Raw genomic sequence first — 21,728 nt, 5'->3', positions numbered from 1 at the left:
AGGTTAGAGATGGATGTATCCCAGAATCCGTTTATCCAAACGGCAGCATACTACAGTGTAGTCGTCCTTTTTCTCGTCATATTCCTTGCAATATTTGAACTGGTTACCCGGTATCAGAACTGGGTGGAAATAAAAAACGGAAACGTGGCTGTTGCCATGGCGACTGGTGGGAAGATTTTTGGCATTGCCAACATCTTCAGGTACTCCATTGCCCAGAACGACTCCTTGCCGCAGATGATGGGGTGGGGGCTGTTCGGCTTCGTGCTGCTGCTGGCAGGGTATTTTATCTTTGAATTTCTAACCCCGAAATTTAATGTGGACGAAGAGATTGAAAACGATAACCGGGCAGTGGGGCTGATTTCCATGATCATTTCCATCGGATTGTCCTTTGTTATCGGTTCAGGGATCCACTAGGAGAGAGTGAAGCATCGATGGACACATTATGGAAAGTTTTATTTGTAGTAAGCGGCCTTTTTATTCTGTTCGGCATCGTTTATTTGCTTTTTTTAACGTAAATTTAAAAAGCTGCAGCGCACCTTCTTGCATTGCAGCTTTTTTATGTTGTTTTTTATGCAGGAGGAAGAAGAAACCAGCCTGATTTCGGCCGGTTTTTAGTAAAGTTTTGTTTTTTTATGGGTCCGCCATGCGAAGGTTATTCCTTTAGCTTATGGATGAGAGCCTTGTATCCATACGGATGGAATACCCTCCATAATTTGAAAATACCTTCCAAAATCGGGTTATGTCCACTGCAAACAAACCCTTCCAATGCAACTGGATGCATGCTTCAGCTTTTCTGCCTAATACTCAATCTCATCATAATCAGCTGGCTGGGTGGTGAGTTCGTTGTTGTTCTTCATGCCAATTTCGCTTGAGAGTTCATGCTGTGATTTAATTTTGCCATGGGGATGCTGGTTTTCTTTTCCTGCTCTTCGTTCCCCTTCTCTTCTTGCTTTAGACTGTGTCATTTTTTCTCCTCCTTTGCGTTTAGTATGCAGTCTAGAAAAACAGTCAATCCCCGAAAAAAAGTACCAAATCCGGTGAAAAAATTTTTAAATTTTAAAAATATATATTAAATTGAATGCGTTTTCATTATAATATTGTATGAGAGAGTATTTTAAGGAAAGGCGTGAATCAAGGAGGAGATAAAAGTGGAAAGAAGATGGCTAAACCATTATCCACCCGAAATCCCCAGTGAAGTTGACTACAAAGAAAAGCCTTTATTCACGTACCTGGAAGAAGCAGCTAAAATAACCCCAGAAAAAACTGCTCTTCATTTTCTAGGAAAAGAATTATCGTATCAGGAGCTGCATATCAGTGCGCTCCGCTTTGCCAACGGATTGGTTTCCCTGGGAATAGAGAAGGGGGACCGGGTGGCAATCATGCTGCCAAATTGCCCGCAGGCGGTCATTGCATATTACGGAATTCTCCTTGCCGGGGGAATTGTTGTCCAAACCAATCCTCTTTATACAGAAAGAGAACTAAGCCATCAGCTTGAAGACAGCGGAGCTGTGGCGATCGTTTGTCTGGACCAGTTGTTTTCAAGGGTAGCGGCGGTCAAAGAAGAAACTTCACTAAGGCATGTGGTTGTCACAGGCATTAAAGACTATTTGCCATTTCCGAAAAACGTGGTTTATCCGTTTATCCAAAAAAAGCAAAAGCCGTATATTTTGGTTGACGTCCAGTATGGTGGCAGTGTTTATGCATTTAAAGATTTGCTGAACAACAGCAGTATGGCAAGAATTCCCCTAACCATCGATCCAAAGGAAGATATTGCGCTCCTGCAGTATACGGGCGGAACGACAGGACCATCAAAGGGTGTGATTCTTACGCATTCCAACCTCGCCGTTAACGCAAAGCAATGCAGTATCTGGATCTATAAACACCGGGTCGGGGAAGAAGTGGTGCTTGCGGCACTTCCGTTTTTCCATGTATACGGGATGACGGTGGTCATGAACCAGGCGATCATGACCCGGGCAAAGCTGATTATTCTGCCCCGTTTTGATGCCAAGCAGGTGCTCCAGACGATTCATAAACATCGTCCAACTTTGTTTCCAGGAGCACCGACCATGTACATTGCCTTGCTGAACCACCCTGATTTAGGGAAGTATGATCTTTCATCCATCAAGGCGTGCATCAGCGGTTCTGCTCCTCTTCCACTGGAGGTCCAGCAAAAATTTCAGGGTGTGATCTCGGGAAATATTGTCGAAGGCTACGGGCTGACAGAGGCTTCCCCGGTAACCCATTGCAATTTTATTTACGGCAACAAGGTAAAAGGCAGCATTGGTGTTCCATGGCCAGATACGGAAGCAGCTATTTATTCCACAGAACGGGATGAGCCGGCACATGTCGGTGAAGTGGGCGAGTTGATGGTGCGCGGTCCCCAAGTGATGAAAGGTTACTGGAACCAGCCCGAGGAAACGGCCGCTGTCCTGAAAGACGGATGGCTGATGACCGGGGATATGGGCTATATGGATGAGGATGGGTATTTCTATATTGTAGACAGGAAAAAAGATCTCATTATTGCGGGCGGCTACAATATTTACCCGCGTGAAGTGGAAGAGGTGCTTTACGAACACGAAGCGGTAAAAGAAGCAGTGGTGGTCGGGGTACCTGATCCTTACCGGGGGGAAACCGTAAAAGCATTTGTGGTGTTAAAAGAAAACATGACATGTACAGAAGAGCAGTTAAATCAATTTTGCCGCGAACATATGGCGGCATTTAAAGTGCCACGGATTTACGAATTCCGTGCCGAGCTTCCTAAAACTATGGTCGGAAAAATATTGCGGCGTGTTCTGCTGGAGGAAGAGAAGGCAAAAGAACGGCACACACAAGCAACGGAAGCACAAGAGATTTAAGGGCCTTTTTAAAAAGGTCCTTGTTTTTTTAGCAAAAGAAATGAATAATAGAATTGACAGAAAAAAACGACTTGTTTTACAATTAAATTATGAATGAACAATCATTCAGTTTACAGCAGCTCGTTTTGAAGTGAGGAGATTATCGTGAAGCGTAAAGGCCCAAAGTATGATCAAATTATTGATGCCGCGGTGAATGTCATCGCAATTCATGGATATCATCAGTCCCAAGTATCCAAGATTGCAAAACAGGCATCTGTAGCAGATGGGACGATCTACCTTTATTTTAAAAATAAAGAAGATCTGCTCGTTTCTGTTTTTAACGAAAAAATGGGAACCTTTATCGAAAAAACGGGGAATGAGCTGAAAGGAAAAGCGTCGGCCATTGAGAAACTGTTAACACTGATCGAGATGCATTTCAAACTACTGAATGAGGATCATCAGCTGTCCATTGTCACCCAGCTCGAGCTTCGCCAGACCAATCGGGCGCTTCGTGCCAAAATTGGTGAGGTGTTAAAGAGGTACCTGTCACTGATTGATCTCATCCTGAATGAGGGTATGGAGGAAAACGTGTTTGACAGAACAATGGATACACGGCTGGCAAGGCAGATGATTTTTGGGACGATAGATGAAACGGCGACGAACTGGGTGATGAACGACCACCGTTATGATCTGCCTTCCCTGGCTCTTCCAGTACATCGAATGCTTGTTAATGGATTAAGCAATATTGCAGGGAGCTAACCACCTCTGCATTAACCAGATAAATAAGGAGTGAGAGAGTGTGGAATTCTTACAGGTTTATAAAGAGAATCGCATTGCTACCATACAGCTCAACCGGCCCCCGGCGAACGCCTTGTCGACCCAGCTGATCCGCGAGTTGTCCAAGGTGTTTGATGACCTTGAGCATGATGGTGAAGCAAAAGTGATCGTGCTTAAAGGAGAGGGTAGATTTTTTTCTGCAGGTGCAGATATTAAGGAATTTACAACAATCCAGAATGAAGCCGATTTTGCAGAGCTGGGAGCGTTTGGCCAGCAGCTTTTTGACCGGATGGAGAATTATCCGAAACTGATTATCGCTGCCATACATGGTGCTGCACTTGGCGGTGGCCTGGAGCTGGCAATGGCTTGCCATATCCGTCTGGTTTCAAAAGAAGCAAAGCTTGGTTTGCCAGAGTTGCAGCTAGGATTGATTCCCGGTTTTGCAGGCACACAGAGGCTCCCGAAATATGTAGGCGCTGCAAAAGCGGCTGAAATGCTGGTCACCTCCGAACCGATAACCGGAGAGGAAGCGGTGTCATGGGGATTGGCGACAGCAGCTTATCCAGATGAAGACCTTTTTGAAAAGGCTTACAGTCTGGCAGGAAAGGCAGCGGCCAAGAGTTCTCTCTCCATCCGCTACACCCTCGAATTGTTGCAGTATGCTGCAAAGGGTCAGTACGGGGAAGGAGCCAAAAAGGAATCTCAGTATTTTGGAAAAGTGTTTGTCTCCGAAGATGGACAAGAGGGGATTCAGGCATTTATCGAAAAAAGAAAGCCAAACTTTAAAAACTAATTTTCATTGGAGGGTTTCGCATGAATCTATATGTGATTTTAAAACGCACGTTCGATACCGAAGAGAAAATCAGCATTTCTAACGGGGAAATTTCCCATGACAGTGCCGAATACATCATCAATCCGTACGATGAGTACGCGATTGAAGAAGCGATTACACTCCGTGATGCACATGGCGGTGAAGTAACTGTTGTAACAGTCGGAACAGAAGAATCCGAAAAAGAATTGCGCACAGCACTTGCCATGGGTGCCGATAAAGCCGTTCTGATCGATACTGAGGAACTTGACAGCTCAGACCAATTCACCACGTCTGCTGTGCTGGCTGAATTTTTCAAAGATAAGGAATATGATTTAATTCTTGGCGGAAACGTAGCGATTGATAATGGATCAGGTCAAGTCGGCCCGCGCCTGGCAGAACTTCTTGGAATTCCGCAGGTGACCACGATTACTAAGATTGAAGTAAATGGCACGGATGTCTCCATTGAGCGCGATGTAGAAGGTGATGTGGAAAAAATCGAAACGTCGCTTCCACTATTGGTTACCGCTCAACAAGGATTGAATGAACCCCGTTATCCATCTTTGCCGGGAATTATGAAGGCCAAGAAAAAGCCGCTTGAAACGCTTGAAATTGATGATCTGGACATCGATGAAGAAGATGTAGAAGCCAAAACAAAGACGGTGGAGGTATTCCTGCCGGCTAAGAAAGAAGCAGGCAAAATCCTAAGTGGTGAAGTCAACGACCAAGTTAAAGAACTTGTTTCATTACTACGCTCAGAAGCAAAAGTGATATAAGGAGGAATACAACATGTCTAAAAAGGTTCTGGTACTCGGAGAAGTTCGTGACGGAGAATTAAGAAATGTATCCTTTGAGGCTGTAGCTGCAGCAAAGGAAATTTCTTCAGGCGGAGAAATTGTCGCTGTTCTATGCGGTGAAGGATTAAATGAAGCCGGTAAAGCATTGATCCACTATGGAGCCGACCGCGTGGTACTTGCTGAACACAGCCTGTTATCAACCTATTCAACAGATGGTTATGTTCAAGCGCTTTTGCAAGTGATTGAGCAGGAAAAACCCGAAGGATTGGTACTTGGGCACACTGCGCTCGGGAAAGACCTTTCTCCTAGACTTGCAGCCCGTCTGAAATCAGGATTGATTTCAGATGTAACGTCGCTTGAGCAAGCCGGAGAGAATGTGGTATTTACCCGTCCGATTTACTCCGGAAAAGCGTTCGAGAAAAAAGTGATCACAGACGGACTTGTATTCGTCACCATCCGCCCGAACAATATCCCATCGCTTGAAATCGATGAAAGCCGCTCCGGAGAGGTTGCTGCTTTAGCGGTTGACGTAAAGGATTTACGCACGGTTGTTAAAGATGTAGTCCGCAAAGCTTCCACCGGCGTTGACCTCTCTGAAGCGAAAATTATCGTGGCAGGTGGGCGCGGCGTAAAATCGCAGGATGGCTTTAAACCGTTACAGGAATTGGCAGATGTTCTGGGTGCAGCGGTAGGTGCTTCCCGAGGAGCGTGTGATGCAGACTATTGCGATTACTCCCTGCAGATTGGCCAGACAGGCAAAGTAGTAACACCGGACTTGTATATAGCATGCGGCATCTCAGGAGCGATTCAGCATCTTGCCGGCATGTCCAATTCCAAGGTGATCGTCGCAATTAACAAGGATCCGGAAGCGAGCATTTTCTCTGTTGCCGATTATGGCATCGTAGGAGATTTGTTTGAAGTCGTTCCCCTGTTAACTGAAGAATTCAAGAATGTTTTGGTGAAATCATAAGCAAAGCGCCGGCGGTCTCTGCCGGCTTTTTGTTTTTACAGCACCATCAATGATAAAATAGGTCCAAATCCGAAGAAATGAGCGGGCAAATTGGCGACAGTAGCATTTGTAAGACAAGGCCCAACCGACTGGAATGCCGCGGGAAGAATTCAGGGAATCATGGATATTCCGCTCAATGCGGATGGACGGGATCAGGCGGGTGCTTTGGCCAGGCGGGTATCGGTATGCTGATCAGGGATATGTTGAAAAATGGTGGAGTATGAAGCTTCACTCTTTAATACATCGGTGAGTATCCTGAACTATAGGGAGCAGCAATGGGAGTGCGAGTTGTTTAATTGCAACGCTCATCTCAAGGTTCCCTCACCAATGAATGGCAGGGTTTGATTGTGTCACAATTTGGGTACGATAAAGCATGAGCAAACAAATAGATGTAAATTAGGTTTGATGATATACTCTGTTTACATGCTGAAATTAAGGAGGCAATTTTAATATGGCAATTGTAAATGCAACTGATCAGACGTTCAGCCAAGAAACAAGCGAAGGCCTAGTCCTAGCTGACTTTTGGGCACCATGGTGCGGACCTTGTAAAATGATCGCGCCGGTTCTAGAAGAGCTTGCCAGCGAGAACGAAGATTTAAAAGTAGTAAAACTTGATGTTGACGAAAACCAGGAAGTAGCCGGAAAATATGGAGTAATGAGCATTCCAACTCTTATCGTTTTCAAAAATGGTGAGGTCGTTGACCAGGTTGTAGGCTTTCAGCCAAAAGAAGCATTAGGCGAACTGTTAAATAAACACAAATAAAAACCAAACCTAAGGAAGGGCTGGCCATGATATGGCTGGCCTTTTTCTTGGTTAACTAGGGAGAGCGTCTGTTCTTATGAACTGCAAAATGAAGCGTATCATGCTATGATATTACATAGAAAGGGGGGGAGAGGCACGTTGGATATTATAAGAGAAAAGCTGGCAGTACTTCCCGATCAGCCAGGATGCTACCTCATGAAAGATCAGTTCGGAAAAGTCATCTATGTTGGTAAAGCAAAGGTCCTTAAGAACCGGGTAAGGTCTTATTTTTCAGGTTCACATGATGGGAAAACCCAGCGGCTGGTAGCGAACATTGCGGATTTTGAATACATCATTACCTCCTCGGAATTTGAAGCTCTCCTTCTTGAGATGAACCTGATCAAAAAATATGATCCGAAGTTCAATGTCATGCTGAAAGATGATAAAACCTATCCTTATCTGAAAATAACCGGAGAGGAACAGCCAAGGCTTTTATATACCAGAAAGGTAAAAAAGGATAAGGGCAAGTATTTTGGGCCCTTTGTCAATGCCTATGCCGCCCAGGAGACCAAGAAGCTGCTGGACCGTTTGTATCCGCTGCGTAAATGCGATCATATGCCAAACAAGGTGTGCCTGTATTATCACATCGGTCAATGTCTTGGGCCTTGTGTTTATGATATTTCGAAGGAACAGAACAAAGAGATGGTCGATGAGATCGTGAAGTTTTTAAATGGTGGATTTCCCGAAGTAAGAGAGGAATTAACCCAAAAAATGCTTGCGGCTTCGGAGGAGCTTAATTTCGAACGAGCAAAAGAGCTCAGGGATCAGATCCAGCATATCGATGCGGTTATGCAGAAGCAGAAAATGATGACCGCTGACATGGCGGACAAAGACGTGTTTGGCTATCATTACGACAAAGGCTGGATGTGTGTTCAGGTTTTCTTCATCAGGCAAGGCAAACTGATCGAAAGAGACGTCTCGCTTTTTCCATTCTATGGAGAGGCTTCTGAGGATTTCTTAACGTTTATCGGTCAGTTTTACCTGCAAAAAAATCATATCCTCCCCAAAGAAATTATTTTGCCTCAAGAGGTAAACGGGGATATGGTGAACGAGCTGCTTCAGGTGAAGGTGACGCAGCCAAAGCAAAGGCAAAAGAAAGAATTTGTTGATCTTGCCACTAAAAATGCCCAAAATGCACTGAAAGAAAAGTTTGCACTCATTGAGCGTGATGAAATACGGACCATTAAAGCGGTCGAAAACCTTGGAAGGCAGCTGAACATCCCGGCCCCTTACCGGATAGAAGCGTTTGATAATTCAAACATTCATGGCACGAGTCCGGTTTCGGCGATGATTGTTTTCGAGGATGGTAAACCCAACAAAAAAGAGTATCGTAAATACAAGATTAAAACCGTAACCGGTCCTGATGATTATGCTTCCATGAAAGAGGTTGTACGTAGAAGGTATTCCCGAATCCTGAAGGAAAACGGACAGCTGCCGGATCTTATTATTATTGATGGCGGAAAAGGACAGATTGCCGCAGCACAGGATGTTCTTGAAAACGAATTGAATCTCTTTATCCCGGTTGGCGGTTTGGCGAAAGATGAAAAACACCGCACGTCCCAGCTGTTAATGGGAAATCCGCCGGAAATTATGGAGATGCCGAGAAACAGCCAGGAGTTTTATCTTTTGCAGCGCATACAGGATGAGGTGCACCGTTTTGCGGTCTCGTTCCACCGTCAGGTCAGGGATAAGGGCATGTTCCGTTCCAGCCTGGATAATATTCCGGGCGTTGGTGAAAAAAGAAAAAAACTGCTGCTTAGAAAGTTTGGATCCATAAAAAAAATGAAAGAGGCAACGATCGAGGATTTTCGTGCAGCAGGCATCCCCATGGGGGTAGCAGAAGAAATCATGCAGGCACTGCAAAAGGATTCATCATAAAAAAGGGTTGATTTTTAAAATTTGCTTTGCTACACTAAATACAAATTTTAATAGAGCGCCATACTTCAGTTTTTGAAGTGATGGTAGAGGAGCAAAAACCAATAGTAAGCAACCGGAAGAGAAGGAGCTCTTATGACGGTGGCTGAAAGGGGATTTTTGCCGAAGCTTTAAGAAACTTCCTTTTTCTTAAGGCTGGACCTGCATTGAACAAATGCAGAGCTGTCACACATTCCTTGCCCGGAGGATGTGTGGAGGACTATCTCACATGAGGGGAAAACATGCTGGCTTACTGTTGCCTATTCAAGCAGCAATAAGGTCTTTTCCTTATTGCTGCTTTTTTGTATTCATAAACAGTTTTACAGTTTGTTGAAAAGTGGAAGCCGAAACGGGCTGGCCATATCTGGGTGTCTTTTAGCATAATAACTTTTGCGGATGAGAAAGGATGGACCATTGTGGCGTTAATCGTTCAAAAATTCGGAGGGACGAGTGTTGGTACTCCCGAAAAAATCAGGAATGCGGCCAAACGGATTATTCAGGCGGCAAATGAAGGAAATCAGGTGATTGCGGTTGTTTCTGCCATGGGCAAGACAACTGACGAACTGGTAAAGCTGGCAGGAGAAATGACAAGCAAGCCATCCAAACGGGAGATGGACATGCTGCTCACCACAGGTGAACAAATTACCATATCCTTGTTAGCCATGGCTCTTGAGGAGGCGGGACATCCGGCGGAATCACTCACCGGATGGCAGGCGGGTATCCAAACGGAGAGCCTTCATGGCAATGCGAGAATATTGGACATTGATACGAAAAGAATTGAACTGCTTTTAAATGAAGGAAAAATAGCAGTCGTTGCCGGATTTCAAGGATGGACAGCCTCGCAAAGTATTACGACTCTTGGCCGGGGAGGTTCAGACACAACAGCTGTTGCTTTAGCTGCAGCCCTTCGTGCGGACAAATGCGAAATTTATACGGATGTGACAGGTGTGTTTACCACCGATCCTCGCGTTGTGAAGCATGCACGGAAACTGGCCGCCATTTCTTATGATGAAATGCTTGAACTGGCCAATTTGGGGGCAGGGGTCCTGCATCCAAGAGCGGTTGAATTTGCCAAGAATTATGGAGTAAAGCTTGAAGTCCGTTCAAGCATGGAAGAGGAACGTGGAACAATCGTTGAGGAGGAAGCAGAAATGGAAAACAATCTAGTGGTAAGAGGACTGGCTTTTGAAGGCAATGTTACCAAAATCACAATTGAGAATCTCCCGAACGGGTTGAATACACTTTCGTCTGTATTCTCCTTGCTCGCGGACAATAACATAAATGTTGATATTATAATTCAAAGTGTAAACAAGCAGGAAAAAACCAACATTTCCTTCTCCATTGACAGTGCCATTTTTGATGAGACAGTCCAGCTTTTGGAGCAGAACAAGGGACAGCTTGGTTTCGGCCAAATTCTGCATGAAGATGGACTGGCGAAGGTTTCTATTGTCGGCTCAGGAATGATCTCCAATCCTGGTGTCGCAGCCCAAATGTTTAAGGCTTTATCTGATAAAGATATTATGATCAAAATGGTAAGCACCTCAGAGATCAAAGTGTCCACCGTGGTGGGGCAGCAGGACATGATTAATGCCATAGAAACACTTCATGATGTCTTTGAACTCGATGCCAGAGTACCAGTTCAACACGCATAATAACGTCCGGGCAATTTTGCCCGGACGTTTTATTTTTCTATACGTTTGCCTTCTCATTCAAAAAGTCGATCTCAAACCCGAGGTCCTCAAGGATTTGATGATCTGCAGTAGTTTCCTGTCCGTCGGTTGTCAGATAATCACCGACAAAGATGGAGTTTGCCGCATAAAGGCCCAGAGGCTGCAGGCTGCGAAGGTTTACTTCCCTGCCGCCGGATATTCTGATTTCCTTCGCGGGGTTTATATACCGGAACAAAGCCAGTACCTTTAAGCAAAAACGTGGATTCAGATTGTCCATGTTTTCAAGAGGAGTCCCTGGGATGGGATGAAGGAAATTAACGGGAATCGAATCCGCATCGATTTCCCGGAGAGCCTTGGCCATGGCTATAATATCGTTGTAGCTTTCTCCCATGCCGATGATGACTCCTGAACAAGGAGAAAGGCCAGCTTCTTTTATTTTGTCAAGGGTAGTGACCCTGTCTGCATATGTATGAGTGGTCGTAATGGCTCTGTGATGGTCTTTGGCTGTATTGATGTTATGGTTGTATCGTTCTACGCCTGCTTCCTTAAGCTGATGTGCCTGTGTTTCGCTGACAATACCCAGGCAGGCGCAAATTTTCATAGTATACGAGGATTTGATTTCCTTTACGGCTTCGATCACGGTCGCCAAGTCTCTCTGGAGTGGTCCTCGCCCGCTTGCTACAATACAATAGGTTCTTACATTTTGCTGATAGGCTTTCTCTGCCCCGGCGACAATGGCTTCTTTATCCATCATTGTGTATTTTTCTATTGGTGCTGCAGAAACAGAGGATTGCGAGCAATATCCGCAGTCTTCGGGGCACATGCCGGATTTTGTATTGATGATTTTATTCAATTTCACCTTCTTTCCAAAGTAATGCCTTCTCACGATATATGCGCCATGAAGAAGGGGAAGCAATTCATCATCCGGAGACTCCAGAATGCTCATGGCCTCTTGATGGTTAAGTATTTTTCCGTTGATCACATCTTTTCCAAGCTGGTTCCAGTCCATTGAACTCCTCCTAATTGTCAACTTAAAAAACTTATAAGTTAACATTAAGGGACGGGGCATCAAATTGTCAAATTGGTTAAGGGCAGTCTAACCTTTGTTGATCTCGGAAGTGGTTGATTTCCGTTTCAGGATGCCAACTTTCCATGGTGCGTACTGTGGGTCTTACCACGTAGACGCCTTGCCGGTGCCCGCACCTCCTTTGCCGGTGCCCGCACCTCCCTTGCCGGTGCAAGCACCTCCCTTGCCGGTGCCCGCACCTCCTTTGCCGGTGCAAGCACCTGTTATGCTCTCCCGCTTGGAGAAGAAACGCTTCGGCATTGAAGCACCGTACGAAGAAAATGTGGTGCTCATTTTCGAGGATCTCACCCCTGGCATTACTCATCTAATCAATAAAGAGATTTTGATAAGTGTATGGAGAGCAACAATCTTCTAAAAGAGCAAATAAAAAAAACCGGCATGCCGGTTTCAATCGTGAGTGGATTTAAGCTAGTTTTTCGGTGGAAGTTTCGTCTTTTCGGTCCCACTGTACAGTAAACTGAATTTTATTTTTACGCTTTACCGTTTCATAGGTTTCCGAGATGCACTTTCGCTGATTTTGTACTTGTTCTGCAATAAACCCTGCTTCAAGGCCGAAGGTAGGGTTTTCCTGTAGTTCAAAGCGTTTGTCAATGAGTGGAGAAGACAGTTCCAGTATCATCTCATTTTTGTTCATTTCGGCAATAATCAGGCTTCCCCAACCGGCTTCTGCAAAAAAGTGAATCAGTTCGTCTGTTGAGCTTAAAGGAAATTTCCTCGCCAGGCTGCGTCCGGCCCAATACAGGATGTTGCGTTCTTCTTTTCCAAGCAATTCCGGCAGCAGAATGTTTTTCAAAAGTTCATAGCCGAAAACCGGAACACCTCCAGCAGGTGGAGTTTCTTTTGTTGCTTTTTCCTCGCTTTGCTGGATGTTCTCATGTTGTTCCATTTCGATCTCCCCGCTTTCTACGTTTTCCATTATAGCCTGAATAATACGAGAACTCTATAAAAAGTCACATATTTGTCGAATTTCCCGTGAGCGATGACATTGAAAAAACCCTTTTAAATCAAGACTTTTTTGAAATTTATATGTTAACGTTTTCTTGACGGTGTCAAACGATGGGAGTAAAATGAAACATGTTATTAAGTTAACGCATTAACTATCATCTTTTTACTTTAAGCGCTGAGGAATAGCTTTCAAAAAGGGACGGAGAGAAACCAGTGGTTTCAAAAAAGACAGAGGTAATTTAGAAAGGGGCAAATTGAATGGCAGGCAGTCGAAGTTTTAACACAAGAAGGCTACACTCATTACTCGGTGTAATCCCGGTAGGACTATTTCTACTAGAGCATCTCGTTGTAAACTATTTTGCAACAAAAGGGGCAGCATCGTTTGATAATGCAGCAGATTTTATGGGCAACTTACCATTCCGTTATATTCTGGAAGCGGTTGTTATTTTTATTCCTCTCTATTTTCATGCGATTTACGGACTTTATATTACTTTTACGGCGAAGAACAACACAAGCCGTTATGGGTATTTCCGTAACTGGATGTATCTTTTACAGCGCGTGACTGGAGTTATTACTCTAATCTACGTTTCCTGGCATGTTTGGGAAACTCGAATTGCAGCAGCCTTTGGAGCAGAAGTAAACTATCAGATGATGGCAGACATTTTGAGCTCACCATTCATGGTGGCATTTTACTTAATCGGTGTTCTTTCCGCCGTATTTCACTTTTCAAACGGTTTATGGTCATTTTTTGTCAGCTGGGGTCTTACGGTTTCGCCTCGATCACAGAGAATTTCTACTTACGTGACGATGGGCGTTTTTGTTGCGCTTGCGATCGTGAGTGTCCGAACTATTTTTGCATTCATTTAAGAAGGGGTGAACCATCTTGAGTAAAGGAAATATTATTATTGTTGGTGGAGGCCTTGCCGGGCTTATGGCTACCATCAAGGCAGCTGAAGCCGGTATGAAGGTTGACTTGTTTTCGCTGGTTCCTGTTAAACGTTCCCACTCTGTATGTGCACAGGGCGGAATTAACGGGGCTGTAAATACAAAAGGGGAAGGGGATTCTCCGTACGTCCATTTCGATGATACGATCTATGGGGGAGACTTTCTTGCGAACCAAACTCCTGTAAAAGCGATGTGCGAAGCGGCACCAGGAATTATCCATCTTATGGACCGCATGGGTGTAATGTTTAACCGGACGCCGGAAGGATTGCTTGATTTCCGCCGTTTCGGGGGAACACAGCATCACCGTACCGCATTTGCCGGAGCAACAACCGGACAGCAGCTTCTATATGCGTTGGACGAGCAAGTAAGACGCCATGAAGTAGCCGGCCTGGTTACAAAATATGAAGGCTGGGAATTCTTGTCCGCGATCGTCGACGATGAAGGCGTTTGCCGCGGTATAACTTCCCAGAATTTAAAATCAATGGAGATTCACAGCTTTGCTGCGGATGCTGTTATCATGGCGACCGGAGGACCTGGAATTATCTTTGGTAAATCTACGAACTCTGTCATAAATACTGGAGCAGCAGCAGCTTCTCTATACCAGCAAGGTGTAGATTATGCAAATGGTGAGTTCATTCAAATTCACCCAACAGCAATTCCGGGGGATGACAAGCTTCGTCTTATGAGTGAATCAGCCCGTGGTGAAGGTGGCCGTGTTTGGACCTATAAAGACGGTAAACCCTGGTACTTCCTTGAAGAAAAGTATCCTGCATATGGAAACCTTGTTCCCCGTGATATTGCTACACGTGAAATTTTCCATGTGTGTGTTGATGAAAAATTGGGAATCAACGGCGAAAACATGGTCTATCTTGACCTTTCTCATAAAGATCCAAAAGAACTGGACATCAAGCTTGGCGGAATTATAGAAATCTATGAAAAATTCATGGGGGATGACCCACGTAAAGTTCCGATGAAAATCTTCCCTGCTGTCCATTATTCTATGGGAGGCATGTGGGTTGACTTTAACCAGATGACCACCATCCCTGGTCTTTTCGCTGCGGGTGAATGTGAGTATCAATACCACGGAGCCAACCGTTTGGGTGCCAACTCACTTCTTTCTGCCATTTTCGGCGGAATGCAGGCGGGCCCTGCTGCTGCTGCTTATGTAAATGGGCTTGAAAAAAGCTCCGATGACGTTTCTGCTTCTGTATTTGAGCAGCAGGTTCGCAAAGAGCAAGAAAAATACGATAACATTCTTAGCATGGACGGTAATGAAAATGCGTATGTTCTTCACAAAGAACTTGGTGAATGGATGACGGATAACGTTACAGTTGTACGCTATAATGACAAGCTTCAGCAAACCGATGAAAAAATCCAGGAATTGATGGAGCGATACAAAAAAATCAATATCAATGATACGGCCAAGTGGAGCAACCAGGGTGCATCCTTTACACGCCAGCTGTGGCATATGCTTCAGCTTGGAAGAGTCATTACGCTTGGTGCCTTAAACCGTGATGAAAGCCGTGGCGCACACTACAAGCCGGACTTCCCGGATCGTAATGATGATGAATGGCTAAAAACAACTAAAGCAACCTTTAACCCTGCAACTAACGGTCCTGATTTCTCTTATGAAGAAGTGGACATTCAATACATCAAGCCGCGTAAGCGTGACTATTCCAAAAAGAAAGCGGAGGCGAAATAAATCATGAGTGATAAGACAATTAAGTTTCTCATCACCAGACAAGACACTCCTGAAACGGCCCCGTACGAAGAAGAATTCGAGCTTGAATATCGTGCGAACATGAATGTCATTTCCGCGCTGATGGAAATTCGCAGAAGCCCTGTGAATGCAAAAGGGGAAGCGACTACTCCTGTTACGTGGGAAATGAACTGCCTTGAAGAAGTATGTGGAGCATGCTCCATGGTCATTAACGGGAAGCCGCGCCAAGCATGTACGGCTCTCGTTGACAAGCTTGAACAGCCGATTCGTCTGGCCCCAATGAAAACATTCCCAGTCGTACGTGACCTTGCTGTCGACAGAAGCCGTATGTTCGATGCTCTGAAGCGTGTGAAGGCATGGATTCCAATTGATGGTACCTATGATTTAGGTCCTGGACCCCGCATGCCGGAAACAAAACGCCAATGGGCTTATGAGCTTTCCAAGTGCATGACATGCGGTGTGTGTCTGGAAGCATGCCCGAATGTAAACAGCAAATCTGATTTCATCGGTCCTGCCCCTTTGTCTCAGGTTCGATTGTTCAATGCGCATCCAACAGGAGAGATGAACAAGGAAGAACGTTTGAATGCGTTGATGGAAGACGGAGGTCTTGCATCTTGCGGCAACTCTCAAAACTGCGTGCAGTCTTGTCCAAAGGGTATCCCGTTGACAACTTCAATTGCTGCTCTCAATCGTGCCACTACATTTCAGGCGTTCAAAAACTTTTTTGGAAGCGACCGAGTATAATGGAAAAGCCCCTTCGGAATCGGAGGGGTTTTCTTTATGTCTATTTTTAAAAACGGGCGCATAGTAAGGAAAGAGCAGGAAGGAAATCCGAGACTTTTTCAATGAACCAAGTCACTCCTAAAAACTTTCTGACATAGTATATGTTGACTAAATACTTCCAATTTGCAAATGTGCATTGGCAGTTCTTAAACCCTAGCAAGGAGGGGTGAAATCATTGAAGGAGAAACACTACCGACCGAAGCCTCTACTTACAAAACGAGAAAGAGAAGTTTTTGAATTATTGGTCCAAGACAAGACAACCAAAGAAATCGCAGAACAGCTTTTTATTAGCGAGAAGACCGTTCGCAACCACATTTCCAACACAATGCAAAAGCTTGGGGTGAAAGGGCGCTCTCAAGCCGTTGTAGAATTATTGAGGCTTGGAGAACTAGAAATTTAGTCAGAAAACGGCTTTCGCTGAAAGCCGTTTTTCTTTTTTGAAGTGGTAAAACCCGATTTTGATAATTGCTAAACAACCTTTTTTGGGCTATGATGTAGGCATTGCAAAATTCTAGGCTTACTGCTCGAAAGGAATGGAAACAGGATGAATGCACCCTTCCGCATAAAAAAAACACTCAACAATAATGCAGTAGTCGCGACAGATGCTTCAAGCATGGAATTGATCCTGATCGGAAAGGGTATCGGGTTTGGGAAGGTTAAGGGTGATATCATAAAGGGGGATGTCATTGACAAACTCTATATTCTGACCAGTGAAAAAGAGCAGGAGCAGTATGTATCTCTGGTCCGTTCCCTTGATGAATCATTTATCGAACTTCTCAACGATGTGATTACCCACATAGAGAAGCGGATGCAAACCACATTAAATGAACATATCCATGTGGCCCTTACCGACCATATGGCTTTTGCTGTTAAACGCCTGGAACAAGGAATGGATATTCGGAATCCGTTTCTTTTGGAAACCCAGACCCTCTATCCAAAGGAATTTACTGTAGCCGAAGAAGTAATCGAGGAGATCAATCAGGTTCTCGGCATTCATTTGCCGGATGGCGAGATCGGCTTTGTTGCGCTTCATATCCACAGTGCCGTAACCAATAGAAGTTTGAGTGATATCAATCAGCATTCACGACTGATCAACAGGCTGGCGGAATTAATCGAAGAGTCTCTTGAAATTAAGCTGGACCGGAAAAGTATCAATTACTTGAGGCTTGTCAGGCATTTGCGGCATACAATCGAACGGGTGGAAGCCGGCGAAAAGGTGGACAAACAAGAAAAGTTAGCAAAGGTGTTGAAAGAAGAATATCCTTTGTGCTACAATCTTGCTTGGAAGTTAATTAAGGTAATGCAGAATACGTTGAACAAGCCCATTCCGGAAGCGGAATCGGTGTATCTGACGATGCATTTGCAAAGGCTTACTTAAATTTAATAAATGTACTTTTGCTTTACGTGTTACTGATTCGATCAGGCATGAGTGAAGAAAAAAGTGTAGTAAGAGCTTAATTCGGATAATCTATATCTGACTGGCTTTTGTATGCGCTTTTTTTAACCACTCATGCCTTTTTTTATTGATTCAGCTTCCAATACAACTATATTTAATAAATTTAAAGGAGGAACATACCCATGTGGAAACAAATTTTTGGGGTGCTTCAGCGGGTAGGTAAGGCGTTGATGCTACCGGTTGCGATTTTGCCGGCGGCTGGTTTGCTTTTAGCCTTTGGTAATGCGTTCAAAAACCCTGCATTGCTTGACAAGATACCTGCATTAAAAGCAGGCTGGTTCCAGCTTGTGGCAAGTGTTATGGAAAACTCAGGGAACATTGTGTTTTCCAACCTGTCCCTGCTTTTTGCGGTAGGGGTAGCCGTCGGTCTGGCCGGTGGAGAAGGGGTGGCCGGACTTGCTGCCATCATCGGATACTTGATCATGAATGTGACGATGGGCACATTAAAAGGCATCACGCCGGACATGATCAAAGACAGTCCCGAGTTTGCCAATGTACTTGGGATTCCCACGTTGCAAACCGGTGTTTTTGGCGGTATTATCGTAGGTATTCTTGCTTCGTATCTATATAAGCGTTTTTATAAGATCGAACTGCCTCCATACTTAGGATTCTTTGCTGGTAAACGGTTTGTGCCGATTATTACAGCGGTTTCATCCCTGGTACTTGGAATCATCATGATCGGTGTTTGGCCATATGCACAAAACGGGCTGAATTCATTTTCACATTTTATGCTTGATTCCAACCGTACACTTGCAGCATTCGTTTTTGGTGTGATTGAACGTTCGTTAATCCCTTTCGGACTTCATCACATTTTCTACTCTCCATTCTGGTTTGAGTTTGGGCAATATACGGACAAAGCCGGTGACATCATCCGCGGTGACCAAAAAATCTTCTTCGCTCAAATTAAAGATGGTGCACCACTAACAGCCGGTACTTTCATGACAGGTAAATTCCCATTCATGATGTTCGGTCTTCCGGCAGCAGCGCTAGCTATGTATCATGAAGCGCGCCCTGAACACAAAAAAGTCGTAGCGGGCATCATGGGCTCTGCTGCCCTGACTTCGTTTCTTACAGGGATTACAGAACCACTTGAATTCACATTCTTGTTCGTGGCTCCTGTACTTTTCGGGATTCATGCCATTTTTGCCGGGTTGTCATTTATGACAATGCAGCTGTTAAATGTTAAAATCGGTATGACTTTCTCAGGTGGGGTTATCGATTATTTGTTGTTCGGTGTTCTGCCGGGCCGTACCGCCTGGTGGCTTGTTATTCCGGTAGGTTTGGTTCTTGCTGTAATTTATTACTTCGGTTTCCGCTTTGCGATCAGAAAATGGGATCTTAAGACTCCGGGACGCGAAGTCGTGGATGATGAAGTAGAAACAAACGTGAGTGCGAGCAATGAAGGTTCTTTAGCGGCCAACATTCTTGAGGGACTCGGCGGAAAAGGGAACATTCGTGATCTTGATGCTTGTATTACACGTCTGCGTGTTGCGGTTAATGATGCAAAAAATGTCGATAAAGATCGTTTGAAAAAGCTCGGAGCATCTGGAGTACTTGAAATGGGCAACAACATTCAGGCCATTTTCGGAACACGCTCAGATACCCTTAAGAGTGAAATCAAAGATATTATGGATGGTAAAGTGGTAGCAACATCGAAAGAACCATTAACCGAAAAGCAAGAAATGGAAGTACCTGCACCAGCCGTAGCTGAACGTTTCGTTTCACCGCTGGAAGGGAAAATCATGCCTATAACAGAAGTGCCTGACCAAGTGTTTTCTGGTAAAATGATGGGTGATGGATTTGCTGTGGAACCTTCGGATGGAACAGTAGTATCACCAGTAAATGGTAAGATCATCAACGTATTCCCTACAAAGCACGCGATTGGAATTGAATCCGATGGCGGCCGCGAGATTCTCGTCCATTTTGGAATCGACACGGTCAAACTTAAAGGAGAAGGTTTCGAATTGTTTGTGAATGAGGGTGACATCATAGAGCAAGGGCAAGAATTAATGAAAGTTAATCTTGATTTTGTAAAAGGAAACGCTCCATCAGTTATAACACCAATCGTGTTTACCAACCTTGCTGAAGGAGAAAGCATTCACCTCGAAAAAACAGGAAATGTGTCTAAAGGTGAAGAAAATATCATTGCAATCCACTAAAATATCAAAGGAGTTTTTAATCATGGCAGAAAAAACATTTAAAGTAACTAGCGATTCAGGAATCCACGCACGTCCGGCAACAGTTCTTGTTAACCAGGCGGGACAATTTAGCTCAGATATCACTCTTGGGTATAACGGGAAAAACGTTAACCTTAAATCCATCATGGGCGTTATGAGCCTTGGAATCCAAAGCGGTTCTGAAATCACGATCAAAGCAGAAGGAAACGATGCTGACGAAGCGTTGAAAGCGATTGAAGATGTAATGAAAAAGGAAGGACTTGGTGAGTAATGTCTGAAAAAATTTCAGGTATTGCTGCATCAGCGGGCATAGCGATTGCCAAAGCATTCATCCTTGAGAATCCTGAATTGACAATCGAAAAGAAGCAGGTGGAAGATACTGCTTCTGAGATTAACCGTTTTTCCGCCGCTGTTGAAAAGGCGAAAGGCGAGCTTCAGATTATTAAAGAAAATGCACTAAGAGATTTAGGAGAAGATAAGGCAGCAATTTTTGCTGCCCATCTTCTTGTTCTTGAAGATCCAGAGCTTATTGATGCAGTAAAAACGAAAATTGAAAGCGAAAATGTAAATGCAGAAAGTGCAATGGATGAAATATCCAGCATGTTCATTACCATGTTTGAACAAATGGACAATGAATATATGAAAGAGCGTGCGGCAGATATCCGCGACGTATCAAAACGTGTTCTTGCTCATTTGCTGGGAGTTCAATTCTCGTCCCCTGCAAGCATTTCTGAAGAAGTCATTATTATTGCTGAAGATTTAACACCATCGGATACCGCCCAGCTTAACCGTCAATTTGTTCTTGGTTTTGCAACGGATATTGGCGGAAGAACTTCCCATTCCGCTATCATGTCCCGTTCGATGGAAATTCCAGCAGTCGTTGGAACCAAAGTGGTGACCGAAAAAATTCAAAACGGCACGATTCTTGTGATTGACGGACTCGACGGCGAAGTTATTGTTAACCCAACAGAAGAAGAACTGGCCCTTTATAGGAAGAAACAAGATCAATATAAAGAGCAAAAAGCAGAGTGGGCGAAGCTTGTTAACGAGCAAACAACTACGGCTGATGATCAGCATATAGAACTTGCTGCCAACATTGGAACACCTCAAGACGTTCAAGGTGTGCTTGAGAATGGTGCTGAAGGTGTTGGGCTTTATCGTACAGAGTTTTTGTATATGGGCCGTGACCAGCTTCCAACTGAAGAAGAACAGTTTAAGGCGTATAAAGAAGTTCTAGAAAAAATGGAAGGAAAGCCTGTTGTTATCCGTACGCTGGATATTGGCGGTGACAAAGAACTGCCTTATTTGGACCTTCCAAAAGAAATGAATCCGTTTCTTGGTTTCCGTGCCATCCGACTTTGCCTGGAACAGCAGGATATCTTCAGAACACAGCTGCGAGCGTTGCTCCGTGCAAGTGCACACGGCAATTTGAAGATCATGTTCCCGATGATTGCTACGCTGGTCGAGTTCCGTGAAGCCAAGAAAGTTCTTCTTGAAGAAAAAGAAAAGCTCACAAAAGAGAATATTGATGTTTCAGAAACCATTGAACTTGGAATCATGGTCGAAATTCCATCGACAGCGGTGCTTTCAGACCGATTTGCCAAAGAAGTTGATTTCTTCTCCATTGGTACAAACGATCTTATTCAGTACACGATGGCGGCAGACAGAATGAACGAGAGAGTTTCATACTTGTATCAGCCATACAACCCGGCTATTCTCCGTTTGATTCAAATGGTCATCAATGCTGCTCACAAAGAAGGTAAATGGGTAGGCATGTGTGGAGAAATGGCAGGAGATCCAATCGCTATTCCGATTCTTCTCGGTCTTGGACTAGATGAATTCTCCATGAGCGCAACCTCTGTGCTTCCTGCCAGAAGCCAGCTTTCCAAACTTTCCAAATCCGAAGCTGCAAGACATGTAGATACGATTTTAAACATGGATACTGCTGAAGAAGTTGTAAAGTTTGTGAATGAAAATTTTTAATGGCAAATGAATGATAAGAGC

The 21,728-nt window shown here is 44.4% G+C and carries 22 protein-coding genes and 1 riboswitch; of the genes, 19 read left to right on the top strand and 3 right to left on the bottom strand.

Features of this window, described 5'->3' with window-relative positions:
• The first annotated feature begins 9 nt into the window (after nucleotides 1-9).
• Nucleotides 10-414, top strand: a complete 405-nt coding sequence (locus BLT53_RS11065; RefSeq protein WP_090234853.1) for a DUF350 domain-containing protein — start codon at nucleotides 10-12, stop codon at nucleotides 412-414.
• A gap of 383 nt (nucleotides 415-797) precedes the next feature.
• On the opposite strand, the gene BLT53_RS25715 is transcribed toward BLT53_RS11065, so the two are convergent.
• Nucleotides 798-965 (bottom strand): DUF6254 family protein, encoded by a 168-nt coding sequence (locus BLT53_RS25715; RefSeq protein WP_170834314.1) that lies wholly within the window; start codon nucleotides 963-965, stop codon nucleotides 798-800.
• Between the two features lie 183 nt (nucleotides 966-1,148).
• Between BLT53_RS25715 and BLT53_RS11060 the strand changes: the two genes are divergently transcribed.
• From BLT53_RS11060 to BLT53_RS11020, 9 genes are all read left to right on the top strand, one after another.
• Nucleotides 1,149-2,855, top strand: coding sequence for an AMP-binding protein (locus tag BLT53_RS11060; RefSeq protein WP_090234851.1), 1,707 nt, complete (start codon nucleotides 1,149-1,151; stop codon nucleotides 2,853-2,855).
• Nucleotides 2,856-2,999: 144 nt separating this feature from the next.
• The gene (fadR, locus tag BLT53_RS11055) at nucleotides 3,000-3,593 is read left to right on the top strand and encodes a fatty acid metabolism transcriptional regulator FadR (protein WP_090234850.1); all 594 of its coding nucleotides are present in this window, start codon (nucleotides 3,000-3,002) and stop codon (nucleotides 3,591-3,593) included.
• A 40-nt stretch (nucleotides 3,594-3,633) separates the two neighbouring features.
• Nucleotides 3,634-4,404 (top strand): enoyl-CoA hydratase, encoded by a 771-nt coding sequence (locus BLT53_RS11050; protein ID WP_090234847.1) that lies wholly within the window; start codon nucleotides 3,634-3,636, stop codon nucleotides 4,402-4,404.
• Between the two features lie 20 nt (nucleotides 4,405-4,424).
• The gene (locus BLT53_RS11045; protein WP_090234846.1) at nucleotides 4,425-5,195 is read left to right on the top strand and encodes an electron transfer flavoprotein subunit beta/FixA family protein; all 771 of its coding nucleotides are present in this window, start codon (nucleotides 4,425-4,427) and stop codon (nucleotides 5,193-5,195) included.
• A gap of 13 nt (nucleotides 5,196-5,208) precedes the next feature.
• Nucleotides 5,209-6,186, top strand: coding sequence for an electron transfer flavoprotein subunit alpha/FixB family protein (locus tag BLT53_RS11040; RefSeq protein ID WP_090234844.1), 978 nt, complete (start codon nucleotides 5,209-5,211; stop codon nucleotides 6,184-6,186).
• Nucleotides 6,187-6,276: 90 nt separating this feature from the next.
• Nucleotides 6,277-6,417: a histidine phosphatase family protein gene (locus BLT53_RS11035; RefSeq protein ID WP_090234843.1), complete on the top strand. Its 141-nt coding sequence runs from the start codon at nucleotides 6,277-6,279 to the stop codon at nucleotides 6,415-6,417.
• 259 nt (nucleotides 6,418-6,676) lie between these two features.
• Nucleotides 6,677-6,988, top strand: coding sequence for a thioredoxin (trxA, locus tag BLT53_RS11030; RefSeq protein ID WP_061972561.1), 312 nt, complete (start codon nucleotides 6,677-6,679; stop codon nucleotides 6,986-6,988).
• Nucleotides 6,989-7,183: 195 nt separating this feature from the next.
• A complete protein-coding gene (uvrC, locus tag BLT53_RS11025; RefSeq protein WP_425284701.1) occupies nucleotides 7,184-8,905 on the top strand; it encodes an excinuclease ABC subunit UvrC in 1,722 nt (573 codons plus the stop codon).
• A 76-nt stretch (nucleotides 8,906-8,981) separates the two neighbouring features.
• Nucleotides 8,982-9,172: riboswitch (Lysine riboswitch) on the top strand.
• Between the two features lie 185 nt (nucleotides 9,173-9,357).
• Complete coding sequence (locus tag BLT53_RS11020; RefSeq protein WP_090234838.1) at nucleotides 9,358-10,593, top strand: aspartate kinase; 1,236 nt, start codon at nucleotides 9,358-9,360, stop codon at nucleotides 10,591-10,593.
• A gap of 37 nt (nucleotides 10,594-10,630) precedes the next feature.
• Here the strand turns inward: BLT53_RS11020 and bioB are convergent, their stop codons facing one another.
• Entirely contained in the window at nucleotides 10,631-11,620 is a 990-nt protein-coding gene (gene bioB, locus BLT53_RS11015) for a biotin synthase BioB (protein ID WP_090234835.1), read from the bottom strand.
• A 94-nt stretch (nucleotides 11,621-11,714) separates the two neighbouring features.
• Between bioB and BLT53_RS24715 the strand changes: the two genes are divergently transcribed.
• Nucleotides 11,715-12,053, top strand: coding sequence for a hypothetical protein (locus BLT53_RS24715; protein ID WP_139168393.1), 339 nt, complete (start codon nucleotides 11,715-11,717; stop codon nucleotides 12,051-12,053).
• 48 nt (nucleotides 12,054-12,101) lie between these two features.
• On the opposite strand, the gene BLT53_RS11005 is transcribed toward BLT53_RS24715, so the two are convergent.
• Entirely contained in the window at nucleotides 12,102-12,584 is a 483-nt protein-coding gene (locus BLT53_RS11005) for a YslB family protein (RefSeq protein WP_090234831.1), read from the bottom strand.
• Nucleotides 12,585-12,901: 317 nt separating this feature from the next.
• Between BLT53_RS11005 and BLT53_RS11000 the strand changes: the two genes are divergently transcribed.
• From BLT53_RS11000 to ptsP, 8 genes are all read left to right on the top strand, one after another.
• Nucleotides 12,902-13,510 (top strand): succinate dehydrogenase cytochrome b558 subunit, encoded by a 609-nt coding sequence (locus BLT53_RS11000; protein WP_061972564.1) that lies wholly within the window; start codon nucleotides 12,902-12,904, stop codon nucleotides 13,508-13,510.
• A gap of 16 nt (nucleotides 13,511-13,526) precedes the next feature.
• Nucleotides 13,527-15,290 carry a succinate dehydrogenase flavoprotein subunit gene (gene sdhA, locus BLT53_RS10995; RefSeq protein WP_090234830.1) on the top strand — a complete coding sequence of 588 codons (1,764 nt, stop codon included), beginning with the start codon at nucleotides 13,527-13,529 and terminating at the stop codon, nucleotides 15,288-15,290.
• A gap of 3 nt (nucleotides 15,291-15,293) precedes the next feature.
• Complete coding sequence (sdhB, locus tag BLT53_RS10990) at nucleotides 15,294-16,052, top strand: succinate dehydrogenase iron-sulfur subunit (RefSeq protein WP_090234828.1); 759 nt, start codon at nucleotides 15,294-15,296, stop codon at nucleotides 16,050-16,052.
• A gap of 214 nt (nucleotides 16,053-16,266) precedes the next feature.
• The gene (locus BLT53_RS10985; protein ID WP_007202417.1) at nucleotides 16,267-16,491 is read left to right on the top strand and encodes a helix-turn-helix domain-containing protein; all 225 of its coding nucleotides are present in this window, start codon (nucleotides 16,267-16,269) and stop codon (nucleotides 16,489-16,491) included.
• Nucleotides 16,492-16,635: 144 nt separating this feature from the next.
• Nucleotides 16,636-17,469, top strand: a complete 834-nt coding sequence (gene glcT, locus BLT53_RS10980; RefSeq protein WP_090234827.1) for a glucose PTS transporter transcription antiterminator GlcT — start codon at nucleotides 16,636-16,638, stop codon at nucleotides 17,467-17,469.
• A 200-nt stretch (nucleotides 17,470-17,669) separates the two neighbouring features.
• Complete coding sequence (ptsG, locus tag BLT53_RS10975; protein ID WP_090234824.1) at nucleotides 17,670-19,706, top strand: glucose-specific PTS transporter subunit IIBC; 2,037 nt, start codon at nucleotides 17,670-17,672, stop codon at nucleotides 19,704-19,706.
• A gap of 22 nt (nucleotides 19,707-19,728) precedes the next feature.
• Nucleotides 19,729-19,995, top strand: coding sequence for a phosphocarrier protein HPr (locus BLT53_RS10970; protein ID WP_090234822.1), 267 nt, complete (start codon nucleotides 19,729-19,731; stop codon nucleotides 19,993-19,995).
• The gene (gene ptsP / locus BLT53_RS10965) at nucleotides 19,995-21,707 is read left to right on the top strand and encodes a phosphoenolpyruvate--protein phosphotransferase (RefSeq protein ID WP_090234819.1); all 1,713 of its coding nucleotides are present in this window, start codon (nucleotides 19,995-19,997) and stop codon (nucleotides 21,705-21,707) included. Before BLT53_RS10970 ends, ptsP begins: the two co-directional genes overlap by 1 nt.
• Nucleotides 21,708-21,728: the final 21 nt, after the last annotated feature.

Source organism: Fictibacillus solisalsi (genome assembly GCF_900103485.1).
Taxonomy (GTDB): Bacteria; Bacillota; Bacilli; order Bacillales; family Fictibacillaceae; genus Fictibacillus_C; species Fictibacillus_C solisalsi.
This window is presented reverse-complemented; position numbering and strand designations above follow the sequence as displayed.

Coding starts and splice junctions, on each gene's coding strand:
- BLT53_RS25715 (WP_170834314.1), bottom strand. CDS start 965: ATGACACAGTCTAAAGCAAGAAGAGAAGGGGAACGAAGAGCAGGAAAA.
- BLT53_RS11045 (WP_090234846.1), top strand. CDS start 4,425: ATGAATCTATATGTGATTTTAAAACGCACGTTCGATACCGAAGAGAAA.
- ptsG (WP_090234824.1), top strand. CDS start 17,670: ATGTGGAAACAAATTTTTGGGGTGCTTCAGCGGGTAGGTAAGGCGTTG.
- BLT53_RS11005 (WP_090234831.1), bottom strand. CDS start 12,584: ATGGAACAACATGAGAACATCCAGCAAAGCGAGGAAAAAGCAACAAAA.
- trxA (WP_061972561.1), top strand. CDS start 6,677: ATGGCAATTGTAAATGCAACTGATCAGACGTTCAGCCAAGAAACAAGC.
- BLT53_RS11040 (WP_090234844.1), top strand. CDS start 5,209: ATGTCTAAAAAGGTTCTGGTACTCGGAGAAGTTCGTGACGGAGAATTA.
- glcT (WP_090234827.1), top strand. CDS start 16,636: ATGAATGCACCCTTCCGCATAAAAAAAACACTCAACAATAATGCAGTA.
- BLT53_RS11000 (WP_061972564.1), top strand. CDS start 12,902: ATGGCAGGCAGTCGAAGTTTTAACACAAGAAGGCTACACTCATTACTC.
- bioB (WP_090234835.1), bottom strand. CDS start 11,620: ATGGACTGGAACCAGCTTGGAAAAGATGTGATCAACGGAAAAATACTT.
- BLT53_RS10970 (WP_090234822.1), top strand. CDS start 19,729: ATGGCAGAAAAAACATTTAAAGTAACTAGCGATTCAGGAATCCACGCA.
- uvrC (WP_425284701.1), top strand. CDS start 7,184: ATGAAAGATCAGTTCGGAAAAGTCATCTATGTTGGTAAAGCAAAGGTC.
- BLT53_RS11065 (WP_090234853.1), top strand. CDS start 10: ATGGATGTATCCCAGAATCCGTTTATCCAAACGGCAGCATACTACAGT.
- sdhB (WP_090234828.1), top strand. CDS start 15,294: ATGAGTGATAAGACAATTAAGTTTCTCATCACCAGACAAGACACTCCT.
- ptsP (WP_090234819.1), top strand. CDS start 19,995: ATGTCTGAAAAAATTTCAGGTATTGCTGCATCAGCGGGCATAGCGATT.